The 16523-nt window shown below is 34.7% G+C and carries 9 protein-coding genes; 4 read left to right on the top strand and 5 right to left on the bottom strand.

What is annotated here, in order from left to right:
• Positions 1–118 precede the first annotated feature (118 nt).
• The 5 genes from J7604_RS14985 to J7604_RS14965 form a co-directional block, all read right to left on the bottom strand.
• The gene (locus tag J7604_RS14985) at positions 119–5179 is read right to left on the bottom strand and encodes a hypothetical protein (protein ID WP_293897149.1); all 5061 of its coding nucleotides are present in this window, start codon (positions 5177–5179) and stop codon (positions 119–121) included.
• Positions 5180–5190: 11 nt separating this feature from the next.
• Positions 5191–6018 carry a 50S ribosomal protein L11 methyltransferase gene (gene prmA / locus J7604_RS14980; RefSeq protein ID WP_293897148.1) on the bottom strand — a complete coding sequence of 276 codons (828 nt, stop codon included), beginning with the start codon at positions 6016–6018 and terminating at the stop codon, positions 5191–5193.
• 110 nt (positions 6019–6128) lie between these two features.
• A complete protein-coding gene (gene tpiA, locus J7604_RS14975) occupies positions 6129–6887 on the bottom strand; it encodes a triose-phosphate isomerase (RefSeq protein ID WP_293897147.1) in 759 nt (252 codons plus the stop codon).
• 195 nt (positions 6888–7082) lie between these two features.
• On the bottom strand, positions 7083–8234 hold the full coding sequence (locus J7604_RS14970) for an acyltransferase (protein ID WP_293897146.1): 1152 nt from the start codon (positions 8232–8234) through the stop codon (positions 7083–7085).
• A gap of 357 nt (positions 8235–8591) precedes the next feature.
• The gene (locus J7604_RS14965; RefSeq protein WP_293897145.1) at positions 8592–10592 is read right to left on the bottom strand and encodes a glycosyltransferase family 39 protein; all 2001 of its coding nucleotides are present in this window, start codon (positions 10590–10592) and stop codon (positions 8592–8594) included.
• A gap of 217 nt (positions 10593–10809) precedes the next feature.
• Here J7604_RS14965 and J7604_RS14960 point away from each other — a divergent pair, with 217 nt between their 5' ends.
• The 4 genes from J7604_RS14960 to J7604_RS14945 all read left to right on the top strand — a co-directional run bounded on the left by J7604_RS14960 (position 10810) and on the right by J7604_RS14945 (position 16433).
• Positions 10810–11535 (top strand): glycosyltransferase family 2 protein, encoded by a 726-nt coding sequence (locus J7604_RS14960; protein ID WP_293897144.1) that lies wholly within the window; start codon positions 10810–10812, stop codon positions 11533–11535.
• A gap of 38 nt (positions 11536–11573) precedes the next feature.
• Positions 11574–13025, top strand: a complete 1452-nt coding sequence (locus J7604_RS14955; protein WP_293897143.1) for a hypothetical protein — start codon at positions 11574–11576, stop codon at positions 13023–13025.
• Positions 13026–13350: 325 nt separating this feature from the next.
• Positions 13351–16164, top strand: a complete 2814-nt coding sequence (gene carB / locus J7604_RS14950; protein WP_293897142.1) for a carbamoyl-phosphate synthase large subunit — start codon at positions 13351–13353, stop codon at positions 16162–16164.
• An 11-nt stretch (positions 16165–16175) separates the two neighbouring features.
• On the top strand, positions 16176–16433 hold the full coding sequence (locus tag J7604_RS14945; RefSeq protein WP_293897141.1) for a DUF4834 family protein: 258 nt from the start codon (positions 16176–16178) through the stop codon (positions 16431–16433).
• Positions 16434–16523 lie beyond the last annotated feature (90 nt).

The following is a 16523-nucleotide window of genomic DNA, read 5'->3' as shown; positions in this document are numbered from 1 at the left end:
TGTTAATTTTTGAAAAATACCAAATTTGATTAATAAAACAAAAGAGATTAAAAAACCAACATCGATTTTTAATCTCTTTTGTCCGAACCAAAATCTTTAAATGAAAATTCCTGAGAAATTAATTTCCGAATAAATTTTTCATCTTTTGTTGATCCTGTTGCTGTTTTTTTCTGTCCTCTATTGAAGGATCTGGCTTATCTCCTTCCGCAGGCCCCTCTTCTCCTTGATCAAGATTTTGATCTGGAAGTTTATATTTATCGTAGTTCTTGGTGTCTTCTTTACCTTTTTTAGCAGGTTTGTTAGATTTCTTCGCAGGAGATTCGGCTTCTGCAGGCTCCTCTCCTACGGCAGGAGTTTCCTCTGCTGGAGCCTCTTCTTGTACTTCATCTTGAGGGGCCTCCTCCTGCTCATATTCCTGACTTTCAGGTATAGATTCGTTCAAGTCTTCCTGAATTCCAAGATATCTTTCCTTAAACATAGTCACGAACCTGGTTTTTTCAACTGGTTCAGCTTTGACATAGAAGAATTTTGAACGATCAGCCATTTCACCTTTTGATTTTCCGGCTAATATTGAATTTACTTCGTCATTTGAAGATGTCACTGCAAACCTGTTGTCATCATAAGTAATGTAATACCAGGAATTAGGACCTGCTTCAAGATATATATTAATCACATCACCTTTAGGTGTCTTCTTAATCTCGATATGTCCAGGCATTGCCTTATTTATGTCATCTTTTAAAATATTTGACACATATATGGTACCTACACTATAAAACGCTTTATACTCTGTAGACCATTTCAGATTTACATCTGAGAATACTACATTTTTCCCAAAATCGCTGTCAATCATTGCCAGCGGCGCATATCCAAGAGATTTTTGACTTTTATACTTTTCTGCGCCTGGATTTCCTATTAATTCTGCCAACTTATATACTAAAACAGTATCTCTTGCAAATATTTTTTCCGAAGTCTCAGAAGTATCTAATGGGAAAGCAGCAGACATCGTCTTCATATTTTTACCAACAGCTGTCAACACTGAGGAATTTACCTTAAAATTGAATGACAATATTGTATTAAATTCATATTTAAAATTTGTAAGGTCTGATTTTCCAAAACCTGCTGCATCCAGTGTAATATTCTTATTTTCTTTAAGAAGATTAAATCTTCCTGAAAATTCTGAAGTGGAATTAGCATCATCATATGAAAAAATGCTACCCTGTTTTGTTTTACCTGAAAGTCTATCCGGAAGTCCGACACGGAACAATCCTTTTTGTGCAATATACTCAAGTACTCCCTTGGTACTAAAGATATCATGATCTAGCTGATTTCGCTTTTGTGAGATAAATGTAGTATACATCTCATTCGATCTGGTGTCAAAGTACATACCTGTTGTCAATGGTGTTCCATTTCCAGCTACGGCATTGTCAACATTGATTACTACGTCCGCATTAGATCCATCATTATTATACTTCAACCATTGAGAATAGCTCAATGCTCCTTTAAGATCGAGCTTCAGGAAACCGTCAAAGGCAAGGAATTTCTTTTCTGCAAAAAGGGTAACTTTACCTTTATAAAGGATTTTTGGTGCCACTTCCAAGCTGTCTTCTTCCCTGATAGCTCCCATCGCCACCGTATGCGCTCCTTCTTTCTTCTTCTCAGATTCCACAAGTCTGAAATCCTGGAATTTGAATGAAAGTGTATCTGCACCCAGGTTAACATATTGGTAAGTTGCCTCTCCTGCAAATTTCTTTCTACCCTCAATATCAATAATACCATCATACAAATTGTGGTATTTGGTAACGGAATCGAGTACAATCCTTGCGTTTTTTAACGTACGCATAACCGCATTCTCTTCCACTATAACCTTACTACTATCAGGATACACCAATCCGTCTGCTACTTTAATATAAGGAATTCCATACACGTTAAGTGTCAGCTTTTCCATGTCATAAACTGCATCTGTTGCATTAAACACCAAGCTATCCTGATCTGGTCTGGTAGAGTAGAAATATGACTTATTGATATTTCCTCCTTCCGGCATTTTCATGAAGATCTTTTTCTTTTTCAGATCCCAAGTACCTTCATCTAGGGAAGTTTTATACTGAGCATATGGGAACTCATTACTTGCAAAGCCCTGTTGCTCGGGACTAAACTGGGCAATGCTTTGATCAAGATCGAAATTCAGTTTTACCTGTTCACATTTCAATGCAGGTTTATCAGGGTTATCAGATTTAACTTTGAAAAGTGTCTCGCGCGCTGCGAACCTAGTTTGTTCAAAATGGAATTTAGGTGATTCAGATTCGGAGCCTCTGGTGATAAGCACTCCTTTTCCGAACATACCATTCTTAGTAAGAATGGCAGTACCATGCATGTCTCCTGTGTTTTTATAAAATTTGATGGGCTCTTTTGCATTAGATATGAACATACTGTCTGCTTTCGGCAACCATTTCAGTCTATAATCATTGACCATCATATCAGGGTAATGAACATCCTGAGATGAAGCCTGAGCACAGGTACCTTCTTTATTGACGACTGATGTCCCCTCCGTAAGCACCGAGTCTTTAAAAAATGCAAAGTCCTTAGATTTTAAAACTGCATTTAAATAGGTAATGTCTCCCTCTCCACGAATACCTTTATTATCAAGAGATATTTTGTTGTAGTATGTTCCGGTTCCAGTATACAGCTGATAACCATTTTTGGGCACTTCATGAACAAATCCCAAAGAATAATCCGGCATTACAATAAGTTTCTCCTTAAACTCAGGGAATATTCCACCAGTTTCAAAGCTTCCATCAAAACCAATGGCCTGGGGGTCATCACTACTTAAACTGTCTATTTTAAATGGTGGAATTTTAAACTTAATAGTAGTATCATACGCGCCATTGGCAATTGTTGGTTTATCAAAAAACACCGTTGCCCCAGATGTAGCATCAAAGATAGGGTAAGCAGGAATTCTTTTTCTTCCTGACTTATTATCTGGCTTATTGATGTAAAGTGTTCCAGATGAATATCTCAATTCATTGCCCAAAACTCTTGCTTTTCCTTTTTCTGTTTTTTCTTTAGACTCCACGGCAAGTCTTATCTGGTCGATAGTTTTTAAGTGTACCAGAAAGCTGTCATAAACAAAATTGAAATCATTCCCAATGAACTGAAAGTTCTGAGTATTGATTTTTCCGTGGAAAGAGAAGTCACGGTTTTTCAAAATTTTGAGCTCTCTCTTGTCAGGAACAAAGTTTACATTAAGAGAGTCACTGATATAAATTTTATCCACCCCTCTTACCAAGAGTTCATTAGTGCTAAGGTCCAAAGTTGCATTGGCGCCACCCGGACTAATAGAAACAAAGGTAATGTTATCATAATCCTTTTTGTCTCTGCGGGAAAGTACATAGTGTCTAGCTTTTCTTCTCAGCTTGATTTCGCCAGATTTCACACTATAGTCAATAAATCCGGTTTTCATTAACTGCACCATTGCTCCTCTTACAGTAAGAGGTTCAATTTTATAAGCTTTTGCTACGTCATCGGCAAACATCACATCAGACTTTGTTTTGTCTGCATGAGCCACGATCATTTGAAGAGGGTGAAACTTATACATCCCTTGCATTCCTGAATATTTGTCTCCACTAAAATATTCCTCCGATTCAAAAAGTGCGGGGATCTGATCCCTTCCATTAGTGATATTAAAATCAATTTGAGATCCTGCAAGATTCCAGGAAAGTGCATCTGCTACAATTTCTATCTTGTGATAACTATCAAGAAATGGAGAATGCCTGTAGCCATTTGGCTTTGTGATACGAACAGTTGCGCTGTTTTTATTATACTTTAAACTACCTCCCGGGTGGAAGATTGAATCTGTTTCGGTTTGATATAAAACAATACCTGAAACATCAGAGGTGATCGTAGAATCTGTCATTGTAAACCGAGGAGATACAGATCTGATCTTAGTTTTCCCTTCATGAAGAATTTCTATAGATGCTGTTCCTTCGTCAACAGAGGAGCTATACATCCTTCTTCCGGCAAGAGACAAACCTCCATGATACTTTATATTTTCCCCAAGACCTTTGATATCAATATTACTTTCATATGATTTGAATCTTGGATACTGACAATCCTCAAAGGTCTTATGCTTCTTACTGTTGAACTCAAAAATTCCTTCAACTTTCGCATCTGTTTTGGCTGGATAAGTCAGAATCGCACTCTCACAAACCAACTTGGTAGATTTAACAGGAAAGTTGTAATCTTTTAACTCTGCAGTTATTTCATCCGGTCCAAAACCAGCCATAGTCCAGTCAAATTTTCCTCCCTTACCAACAAATAGATTATTTTTCAGCATCAGGCTGCCGCTTGTACCTTTGAGAGTCGTACTATCAGAGGCTGTTACAAATGTAAAGTCAACATCCTTAAATTCAATAACTGCTCCATCTATCGGAGGTTGAGGAGCTGGTACATAGCCAATGTTATAAATATTTTGTTCTTCCTGCTTAGGTTGATTTTCCTCCATTGTTCCCCAGCTATTTTCTTCTGCTTGCGGATTATCCCAATCACTAAAAAACTCGTTTTTCTTCTTATCCATGTCCTTAGCATTGCCCCAGCCCTCATCTGTTGTTTGAGTTTGGGACTGATCCTGCTGTTCCTCCTTTGCAATTTGCTGGTCATATTGGTCTATTACAGAAGCTTCCTCCTTTGCTTTTACCATTCTGAAGTTGTAGGATCCCCCTTTAAAATAGAGTCTGTTATATCCTGAAGAATAAACCATTCCTTTTTCCACAACCAGCCTTATTGTAGAAAAATATGTATTCAATTTCTGGCCGTCGTATTTTTCAACTGCGTATTGAGTGATGGCTAATAGGGTGTCAAGGTTGGAAGTCGAAAGATTAGCATTTTTGGATGCAACTAAAGTTGCAAAGAAATCCGAAAAATTAGGATTTGTCCTTAATTTTTTGGATTTCAACATCTTCTGACAAGTTTCAATAATTTTTTTCTTCTGATCATCGGAAAACCCAGACCACGATGAGTTAAAGTTAGAGGCCACGAGCATCGCTCCCTGATTATTGGTGGTATTAAGCATTGTACTCACGTCCACAACAAATTGTGCAGGTTCTGATGCAAGTTTATACTGAGCTCTGCAGAAGAGAGGTACAGCAACAATTAAAAAAATAAGGTAAAATTTAAGCCTCATCATGGTAATTTCTCTCAGGAATTTTGAAACATTAAACAAGCCCAGTTATTTTTCTGAAAGCTCTTTTTGAATTTTAAGCCCCTGTTAAGTGCTTCTGATTTAATATCTTCAATATCTTCTGTATAAAATCCGCTTAATAGCAGATTTCCGGATTTATTTAAAGCTAACGAGTATAATTTGATCTCATCCAGCAAAACATTCTTATTAATATTGGCCAGGATAATGTCATATTTATTCTTAACGAGATTCAGTTCAGCCATTGTGCCCTGCAAACATTTCATGTTATGTATGTTATTGATTTCAGCATTTTCCATCATATTGGAATAGGCCCACTCATCAATATCTGTGGCAGTAATTTCCTTTGCCCCAAGCATTCCGGCAAATATGCCCAATACCCCCGTTCCTGCTCCTGCATCCAGTATTATTTTTCCCTGATGCTCAAGGCCTAGCTGAGCTTTGATCATCAAAGAAGTAGTTTCATGATGACCTGTGCCAAATGCCATTTTGGGATTAATCAGAATTTCATACGGAAAACTCTTGTCAGGGTGATGAAATGATGCTCTAATGAGCACCTGATCTTCAATTCTGACCGGATCAAAGTTTTTCTCCCATTCTTCATTCCAATTCTTTTTTTCAAGTTTAGATACAGTATAGGCTGGAATATCCTGATATCTAGAAAGTACCTCTTTCAATTGTTCCTCTTGAAAAAGATCATCTTGCACATAAGCTTCGACCCCCTCTTCTGTTTCCTGAAAAGAATCAAAACCTAAAAAATCAAGTTCAGCAATCAGCATTTCCTTTATTTCCTCTGATGCTGGAATTATTATTTGAAGAAAGTCCAAAATAAACTATTTAAAATACTAAATATTTCGATTATTTAAAAAGGCTGGACCACTAATATTCGGAATTTGTATTCCGAGAATACTACCAACCCAGCCTTTTACTATTTGTTTTAGAAAGATTTAACAATATCAACGAAATCTCTTGCTTTCAAGCTTGCTCCGCCTATCAATCCGCCGTCAACATCCGGACATGCGAACAGTTCTTTTGCATTGTCAGGCTTACAGCTTCCACCGTATAGAATTGTAGTCGCATCTGCTACTTTAGCTCCATATTTTGATTTGATATGGTCTCTGATAATAGCATGCATTTCTTGTGCCTGAGCTGTAGTAGCTGTAACACCAGTACCTATTGCCCAGATTGGCTCATATGCAATAACTACTTTTAGAAATTCAGATTCTGGAAGGTGGAAAAGACTTTCTGTTAATTGACTTTTAACGAAATCCAGGTGAACACCTTTTTCTCTTTGGCTTAACGTCTCACCACAGCAGAATATTGGAGTAAGACCATTCTGAAGAGCTATATTTACTTTTTCAGTCAAAAACTGATTAGACTCATTAAAATATTCTCTTCTTTCACTATGTCCTAAAATTACAAATCCAGCACCTACAGATTTTAACATCTCTACTGAAACTTCACCAGTATAAGCTCCAGAGGCTTTTGAGTGGCAATTCTGAGCGCCAAGACTAATTTTACTTCCTTCCACTAATTTGCTTACGGCATGAAGCTCAATAAAAGGTGGGCAAAGAACGATGCCAGCATCAGACTTTACTTCATCTTTTACCATATTAACAACTTCTGAAGCAAGCTTTAAACCTTCTTCCAAAGTTTTATTCATTTTCCAGTTTCCTGCAACTATTTTTTTTCTCATTATTCTTTTGAAATTAAAATTGACACAAAAGACAAATTTAGAATAATTGATAACTAATTTTTAATCTTTTTTCAACTGAATAGGAAGTTTGAGAAAAATTTAGCGAAAAGTAACTGATATTAAAAAGAACAGGAATAAATGCATCTAATTCATCATGGAGCATTTATTCCTGTAAAATTTATTTTAAGAAGCTGTTTATTTTGTTTCAGCTAACAATTCTGTTTCTGTAGTTGTCTCTTTCGCCCTCAAGCTTTGAATTAACCTCCTGCCTGCATTTATTGCCGGTTCCTCAACTAACTTATATAAGACAGTGGCCAACACAAAAGTTACAACTGAAGTAATGATGATAAACCCTACTAAAGTTCTTAATTCACTTCCAAAGAATTTAAGGAACATGTCAAAATTTTCCATCAACAGATTTCCTATAACAAACCAATGAATAAGGTAAACGCCATATGAGATTTTTCCTAAGAATCTTAGGGGAGCAGCAGAAAGCATCTCCTGTAACTTTGTATTATTGATTATTAGCACAATTATCAAAGCAGAGGCCAATCCTGTAATGTGGAAGAAATCGAGGCCAATTAAACTGCCAGAGAAGTAATCATAGGTTTGCCCAAAGGGATGAATCCTGGATAAATGTCTGACACCATACATCAAAAAAATTCCTACATATAAAGGATAGCGGAAAGTATACCACTTAGATTTCTTAAAGTCATAAGACTGAATTTTTGGAAAGTAGTAAGCTATCAATACACCGAGAGCAAAGTGGAAAATGAAAATGCTCAAATACTTATTTAGTATAAAAAATACCGGAATAAGCATAAGAAACATCTTACGATCATTTTTCAGAACCAGTATTAATACAGGCACTAAAACAGACATCGCAATTTCAACACCTAAAGTCCAATCCGGTAAAAAAAGGTCCGACTTCATTCTCAATAATGAAGCTTCTTCATATAGAAAGTACTTATTGTGAAATATAGTATTCCATATAAGATCAAAACTGAACTCGGCTTTATATTTATAAAAATAGTAAATTAATATCATCACCAGGAAAGCAGGATAAATCCTAAATATTCTGGAAATGACAAATTCTTTATAATCCAGACTTTTTTCATTAGAGGAATTAAAGTATTTGTACGAAAGTACTAATCCACTAAGCACAAAGAAAAATGAAACTGCATCTGATCCATTAAAAACCATAGAAAATAAATGAGCTTCAGTAAAGTATCCCCAATGCGCTCCTATCACATGATATACTAATACACTATAAGCGGCAATCCCCCTTAAACTGTCAAGGTAAGCCAGTCTTGCAGGGTTATGGTCAAGAGTCAAATTATCTTTCACTGATTAACTGTTTTTGAAAATTTTATTTCTAAATGAATAAGATTAGCATTATTGATATATACAAAGGTCTGTTTCTCACATAATTTGCAATTCAACTGATATATTCTCCAATTATGCCTATAAACATTACGCTTAAAGCCTCTGTTACTCTTCTACAAAGCCAGAATATATTAAATTAATATTAAAATTGATTTTTCAGGCATACTAGGAAAACCTGATTTTTAATTCTAATTATTCTCCAATAACGGTTTATAGCCGAAGCAAAATATATACATAGACTTATTAGATTATAAAAGAGAAATTTTATGCCAATAATCCTATGAAAAATTCTGCCTGTTGAATCTTTTTACCAGTTTCTTAGAGAATATTACCCATTTTATATTCTTCTGTATATTTATTTACAAGCTGATTTATTTCATCCTTAGATCCCTGTCCATTAATCTCCATTAAATACCCAGCATCAATAAGGATCTGAACCATCATTGGATTATTGTTATATTTGATCTTTTCAGTCTCCACTTTCAGAAGAGCTTCTGAGTTTTTAATTTTATCAAAATGTCCTAAAAAAGTAAAATCTTTTTCATTTAAAGGGAAGTTAAAGTATTTCCCGCTTTTGGATAAGTCCTGAACATTTGGAGAAGCAAAAAACAAATTTCCCTTTTTATATTCTTCGGTGTATTTATTTATCAATATTGCAATTTCTTCCTTAGAACCTTCATTATTCATTTCCATCAAATACCCCGCATCAAGAATAATCTGGGTCATAATAGAATTATTGTTATATATAATCTTGTCCAGCTCCAGTTTGATGAGATCTTGTGAGTTCTTAATTTCATTCAGGTGTTTAATAAAAATCAAATCTTTGTCAGTTAATGGGAAGTTAAAACGTAGCCCGCTTCTTGCTAAGACCTGCATATTAGCTGATTCAAAAAGCAAATCAGTGCGATAAATTTCCCTTATTCCCCAGTTTGTCCCTTTAATCAAAAGAATTGTATCATTATAATTTTCGCGATCAAAATGAATATCACAATTATTTTCGTGATTGAATTTTGTCATATAAAAAGCTAAGGAAGTGGAAGAATCAGAGAAAATTGCATAAGACTTCTTGCTGCCTGTTTTGTAATTTTTAAGATCAGCCAAGGCCTCTTTTACGGGAATATATTTGCCGTTAGTGACTACTTCTCTTTCATTAATGACTTTTACAACTTTGTATATAGGAAATATGATTAATAAAATAAATGCAGTATTTATTACTGAAGGTTTTAATAGTATATTTTCATTTACATTATCTGATAAATACTGATTCACATGTTTATATATAAAACCAATGAACAGCCCTATGCATATTGCAATGAAGGGAAATGTCTGAACTATATACCAATCTAATTTTGCTTTGGATGGCGATATACCCAGCGCAATAAAGAAGGCAACAATAAGGCTGAAATAAATAGTATGCTTAACAACCTTATCCTTTATTAAAAAGAGTAATAAAAATATCCAAAATGGAATTTGTAAATTGACAACCACCTGCCAAGAAGTATCCCAGAATTGCTTATAGCTTTCAAGGGATTTAAAATATCTTCCACCCAACTCTTTTGTAATGACAAGATTAACATAACCTGGATTCTGACTCTCCCTTAAGAAATAATAGCCTATTATCAGAAATATCGTGAGATAAGTTAGATAAAGGAATCTTTCAACTTTGAAAATCTCAAATCTTCTATTAAAAAGTAAAAAGTAAAGGGCTAGACCAGGTAATGCAAAAAACGCTGCGACTCCCCCTGTAAAACAAGCTAAAATAAAGAATGTGAAAAAATAATTAACGTACTTTATATTGTTAGTTTTCAGATATTCAAAATAAGAAAAACAATAAAGTGTAACCCAAAGTACCAGCATTGAATCATAGTCCCCTGTCCGAAATACTTGAAGCGAAGCCAGACTTGGAAAAGTAAGAATAACTAATGAGCAAAAAAATGCAGAAATCTCATCACCTGTAATTTTTCTTATATAAAGAAAGGTAAAAAACGAAAGGAGTATAAATGCCAGTGCATTGGGTAATCTTATGGCAAATTCATTTACACCGAATATCTTCATTGAAACTACAGTACACCAAACAGGGAAAGGTGGTTTTGTATTCAATGTATCGGGACTTCCATTAAAATAAGTTGTTATAAAATTCCCATTGTGATACATTTCAAGAGCATTAACAGCAACCCTTGATTCATCACTAAGCTGAATTTCTGAAGCGGTAATTCGGTAAAAGGCTAAAAATACTGTAAATAAAATTATACCTAAAAGAGTAAAATTTTTGGTAGAAAGTGGAGCTGAATACATTTCCTCAGGAATATTAAAACTCAAAAATACTAAATTTTACTCAGAAAATCCATAATATAATTTGATGTTTAAACCATAGAAATATCAAATTATTATGGATCAACTATATTTAGACTATTCTAAAAAATGAAACGGTTCAAATATCTATAGATAAATCTGGTATAAAACTTCTCTTAAGTTTAGCGTGAATATATTCTGTAAAAATTAATATATTGGTAAAATATTTTTTTATAAAGATTAAGTGGAGAATTGTTTAGATATTGTCCTTCCGTGTTATAATCCTCTGGATGGTTGGGAAGTAAGAATTAATCGAAGTATAAAAAATCTGAACGAAATCCTTCCCGATTTAAATATTAATCTAATAGTAGTCAATGACGGTTCACCCAATATAGAACAATCATCAATCGATTACCTTTTTAAGAACTTAAAGTCCTTTCAATTTAACTCCTATAATGAAAATAAAGGAAAGGGATTTGCTTTAAGAAAAGGGTTAGAATACGCAACATCGGAAATAATCATTTACACTGACGTTGATTTTCCTTTCGAAGAAATCAATATAGTAGAAATTTACAATAAATTAAAAGGCAAGGAGGCTGATATAATTGTTGGTGTGAGAGATCAGAGCTATTACTCTACTGTTCCTAAAACTAGAATTTTAATTTCAAAAATTTTTAAATACTTCTCGGCGAAACTTCTGAATCTCTCCGTGACAGACACTCAATGTGGCCTTAAAGGCTTTAATAACTTGGGTAAAAGCATTTATTCAGAAACAACAATTAACAGGTATTTATTTGACCTGGAATTTATATATTTAGCATGCAAAAGAAAAGGTGTAAAACTTATCAGTCATCAAGTATCTTTAAGAAAAGGGGTCACCTTTTCTAACTTAAACATAAAAATTCTGACAATTGAAAGCTTAAGTTTTTTCAGGATTTTAATTTTTCATTTCTTCAATCTAAAAAGATAATCCACAAACCATCAAACTATTCAACACTCTATTAGGGCATGAATCTTCTTTCAAAAAAAACAATCTTTAAGACAGAACTGACATTTATCATTATTTGGACTTTATCTCTTTTGATATTGTCTGTAGTCTTTTCAAAAGAAAGAATAATTCTTGTAGATACCTCCCATTATCTCTTGACTATGATGGAGAATAACACATTTTATATTGCTACTAATAGATACATTAGTATCTTCTCACAGTTTCTTCCATTTTTTGCTTTCAATTTACATCTTTCACTTTCTGCCATTTTAATATCTTACTCCGTCAATTTCTTCCTTATACCTTTGGTATTAATCTTCTTATCAATTTGGTGGTTTAAAGAAACAAAGACAGCAATTTCCATACTAGCGTTTTATTCCATAATGAATTCATATCTGTTTTTTTATCCAGTAAGTGAGTTTCAAATAGGTTTGTGTGTGCTTCTATTCTATAATGGCCTATATAACCATTATAATACCCAAAATAAGCATTTTATAATTTTCATTATTAGCAGCTTGTTTCTTATCTCTGTAATTATATTTAGCCACCCTTTAACGTTACTGATATTCATTTTATGGAGTGGATTAAAATATTATGAATTACCAGAGAGAAGAAATTGGATCCCTTCAATCTTGTTAGCTGCACTGGTTAATTATAACATCCGTGAAACACTATTTAAATCAAACTATGATCAAAGAAATATAGAAAAGGCAGGTAGCCTTAAAAACTTCGGTCTTCATTCATTTACAAATGAGACCTCAAATAATCTTTGGACTTACCTTCAGTCTGAATATTTTTATACACTCATAATTGTATTGGCAATAATTTGCGGGCTTCTATATTTAAGGAAATATGCATTAATCAGTATGTTTGTATTCAGCCTTGGAAGCTTTTATATATTGTATTTGATCACTCGTCCTGCAATTATATATGATTTTTATTGTCAGCACTTATTTCAGCCTTTAACATTTATTATTGCATTATTTTTTGGTCAATATGCTACCACAGCATTTAAGATCTCAAAATTCTATCCCATTATTCTTTCAATGATATTTGTTTTCCCTATCTATTTTATTTGCAGAGACAGTATCATAATCAAACAAAGACATGCTTTCTTTCAAAATTATCTAAATTTTATGGATAAAAATGGCATATCAAAGGCAATAATATCTCGTGATAATGCAAAAAATATAGGTAATCCAGAATTATTTTGGGCATCGCCAGATGAAGCGTTGCTGCTCAGTTCACTAGATGGGAATACTAAAAGTAAGTTGATTTATGTTGCTCCCAACATAAATGAAATTAATCATAATTTGCACTCTTCTGATATTATTTTTTATGATACCTGGAATACAAGTCTAAATGTTCTTCCTTCAGAATATTTTGCAGTTAGCAAAAAATCAACGTATATAATTCTTGAAAAAGAATTTGGTTCCGACATAGTCTCTAATCTTAGTTTAACGGACCGTTAATCTAAATTTCAATAAGATATATTTGCCCGAGCCTTATTTTGGGCTTTTATATCCCATTTTTTCGAATATCTAAATCTCATTTTTATTAAACAATTTTGCTTTAAATCTGAAAATCCAAATTTGATCGAAGTCCAATCAAAATTTCATTTTCCAAGAAACCATTAAATATCCACATTTCTCTTACATCCTTTCACTTTAATCACTTTTTGCCCTACATTTGTAGGATTTTTGAAATTCCGGCCAGGAATTTTCCAAATCCTTCGGAACGATGAGTTCCCAATTTTGTATCAGATTTAAATATTTGTTTATAAAACGCCCATCATAAATGCCAAGAGACAATAGTATCAAGACCGTCTTGATCATAGGTAGCGGTCCAATCATCATCGGACAAGCTTGTGAGTTTGACTATTCCGGTTCCCAGGCCTCCAGGTCCCTGAGAGAAGAAGGTATAGAAGTCGTACTCATTAATTCTAACCCGGCTACAATCATGACTGATAAGGTCACTGCTGACCATGTCTATCTAAAGCCGCTTGAGAAAAAATCTATTATTGAGATTTTAGAAAAGCATAAAATTGATGCTGTTCTTCCAACAATGGGCGGACAAACTGCTCTGAATCTGGCAATTGACTGCGACAAAGCAGGTATCTGGAAAAAATATAATGTAAAAATTATTGGGGTTGATATTAAAGCAATTGAAACCACTGAGGATAGAGAGAAATTCAGGCTTAAAATGCTTGAACTGGGAGTAGGTGTCTGCAAAGGGGAAACTGCAACGTCTTTCCTAGAAGGAAAAGAAATTGCTCAGGAAATAGGATTTCCTCTTGTTATCAGACCTTCTTTTACACTTGGTGGTACAGGTGGGGGTTTCGTAAACAGACCTGAAGATTTTGATGAAGCGCTTACAAGAGGATTGCACGCCTCCCCAATTCATGAGGTTCTTGTAGAGCAAAGTATCATGGGCTGGAAAGAATATGAGCTTGAGCTTTTAAGAGATAATATAGGCAATGTAATTATCATTTGCTCTATCGAAAACTTTGACCCAATGGGTATCCACACAGGAGACTCAATAACTGTAGCTCCGGCAATGACTCTGGCGGATACTACTTACCAACACTTGAGAGACCTTGCCATCAAAATGATGAACGGTATTGGTCAGTTTGCCGGTGGATGTAATGTACAGTTCTCTGTTAATCCAGAAGACGAATCTGTAATTGCCATTGAAATCAACCCTAGAGTATCTCGTTCATCTGCTCTCGCTTCAAAAGCTACTGGTTACCCAATCGCTAAAATAGCAGCAAAACTTGCAGTGGGATATAACTTGGATGAATTAAACAACGCTATTACAAAAACAACAAGTGCTTATTTCGAACCAGCACTTGACTATGTAATCGTTAAAATTCCTCGCTGGAACTTCGACAAATTCAAAGGAGCAGACAGACACCTTGGCTTACAGATGAAATCTGTTGGAGAGGCTATGGGTATTGGAAGAAACTTCCAAGAAGCGCTTCAGAAGGCTTGTCAGTCTCTCGAAATAAAGAGAAACGGACTTGGAGCGGACGGCAAAGAACTTACCAAACAGGATCAAATCCTTGAGAGCCTTGAACATCCAAGTTGGAACAGAATATTCCATGTGCGTGACGCTTTCGCTATGGGAATTCCATTTAAAACAATTCATAAGCTTACCAAAATTGACCCTTGGTTCCTGCATCAAATTGAGGAGCTAGTGTTGCTTGAAAAAGAAATTCAAAAAAATACTATAGATAATATCTCAAAAGACTTGCTGTTTACTGCAAAGAAAAAAGGCTATGCAGACAGACAAATAGCGCATCTTTTGAAGTGTCTTGAAAGTGAAGTCCACAAGAAAAGAACAGATTACAATATCCAGAGAGTATTTAAAGTAGTAGATACCTGTGCTGCAGAGTTTGAGGCAAAAACTCCATATTACTACTCGACTTTCGAAGGAGAAAACGAATCTATCCGTTCCGATAAGAAAAAAATCATCGTTCTTGGATCTGGCCCGAACAGGATTGGCCAGGGTATCGAATTTGATTACTCTTGTGTGCATGGGATCCTTGCAGCTAAAGAAGCTGGATTCGAAACCATCATGATCAACTGTAATCCAGAAACTGTTTCTACGGATTTTGACATTGCGGATAAACTATACTTTGAACCAGTTTTCTGGGAGCATTTGTATGATATCATTCAGCATGAAAAACCTGAAGGCGTAATAGTTCAGCTTGGAGGTCAGACTGCGCTTAAGCTTGCAGAAAAACTTGAGCGTTACGGAATAAAAATCCTTGGAACAAACTATAAATCACTTGATCTTGCTGAAGACAGAGGAAGTTTCTCTACCCTTCTTAAAGAAAACAATATTCCATATCCAAAATTTGGTGTTATTCAGACTGCTGATGATGCAATTGAATTAAGCAAAGAACTTGGATTCCCACTTCTTGTAAGACCTTCTTATGTATTAGGTGGTCAGAGCATGAAAATCGTTATCAACGAAAAGGAATTGGAGCAGCATGTAGTGGACATCCTGAGAGATATCCCTGAAAACAGAGTACTCCTTGACCATTTCCTTGAAAATGCGCTCGAAGCAGAAGCAGATGCAATATGTGACGGCGAGGATGTTTACATCATTGGCGTAATGGAACATATTGAACCAGCAGGAATTCACTCAGGAGATTCTCATTCAGTACTACCTCCATTTAATCTGAGTGAAAATGTGATCAAGCAAATTGAAGATTATACCAGAAGAATTGCAATTGCTTTAAATACAGTAGGTTTAATAAATATTCAGTTTGCTGTAAAAAATGAAGTAGTATACGTGATTGAAGCAAACCCAAGAGCTTCAAGAACAGTACCTTTCATCTGCAAAGCTTATGATGAGCCATATGTAAATTATGCAGCAAAGGTAATGTTAGGCGTAAATAAAGTTAAAGACTTCAATTTTAATCCGAAAAAGAAGGGATACGCTATAAAAATACCAGTATTTTCATTCAACAAGTTCCCGAATGTAAATAAGGAACTTGGCCCTGAAATGAAATCGACAGGAGAAGCAATTTACTTCATTGACGATTTGCAGGACGACTATTTCTTAAAACTTTATTCTGAAAGGAACTTATACCTCAGCAGGTAGTTTATAGATATATGTTTAAAGTCTTATTAATTATATTTCTTATTTATCTGGCGATAAGGTGGCTTACGAAACCTTTATTAAGGTATGCTATTGAGCGCATGGCAAAAAAAATGGCTGAACAGCATGGTTTTAACACAAATAACCAAGAGCCAATACGTCCAAGAAAAAAAGAAGGGACTATAGACATTGACTATATTCCTAACAATCAGAAGAAATCGGGAAAATCACCTTCTGAGGGGGAATATGTAGACTATGAGGAAGTAAAGTAAAGCTATCCTTTTCAAAATGTTACTCTGAAATCACCAAAACACCTGTCTGTTAATCATTTGATTTTCAGACAGGTGTTTGAAATATCCAAA

Source organism: Sporocytophaga sp. (assembly GCF_017745095.1).
Classification (GTDB): Bacteria; Bacteroidota; Bacteroidia; order Cytophagales; family Cytophagaceae; genus Sporocytophaga.
This window is presented reverse-complemented; position numbering and strand designations above follow the sequence as displayed.

Excerpts from the sequence above, each read along its gene's own strand:
- carB (WP_293897142.1), top strand. The coding sequence starts at position 13,351 with ATGCCAAGAGACAATAGTATCAAGACCGTCTTGATCATAGGTAGCGGT.
- J7604_RS14985 (WP_293897149.1), bottom strand. The coding sequence starts at position 5,179 with ATGATGAGGCTTAAATTTTACCTTATTTTTTTAATTGTTGCTGTACCT.
- tpiA (WP_293897147.1), bottom strand. The coding sequence starts at position 6,887 with ATGAGAAAAAAAATAGTTGCAGGAAACTGGAAAATGAATAAAACTTTG.
- J7604_RS14945 (WP_293897141.1), top strand. The coding sequence starts at position 16,176 with ATGTTTAAAGTCTTATTAATTATATTTCTTATTTATCTGGCGATAAGG.
- J7604_RS14955 (WP_293897143.1), top strand. The coding sequence starts at position 11,574 with ATGAATCTTCTTTCAAAAAAAACAATCTTTAAGACAGAACTGACATTT.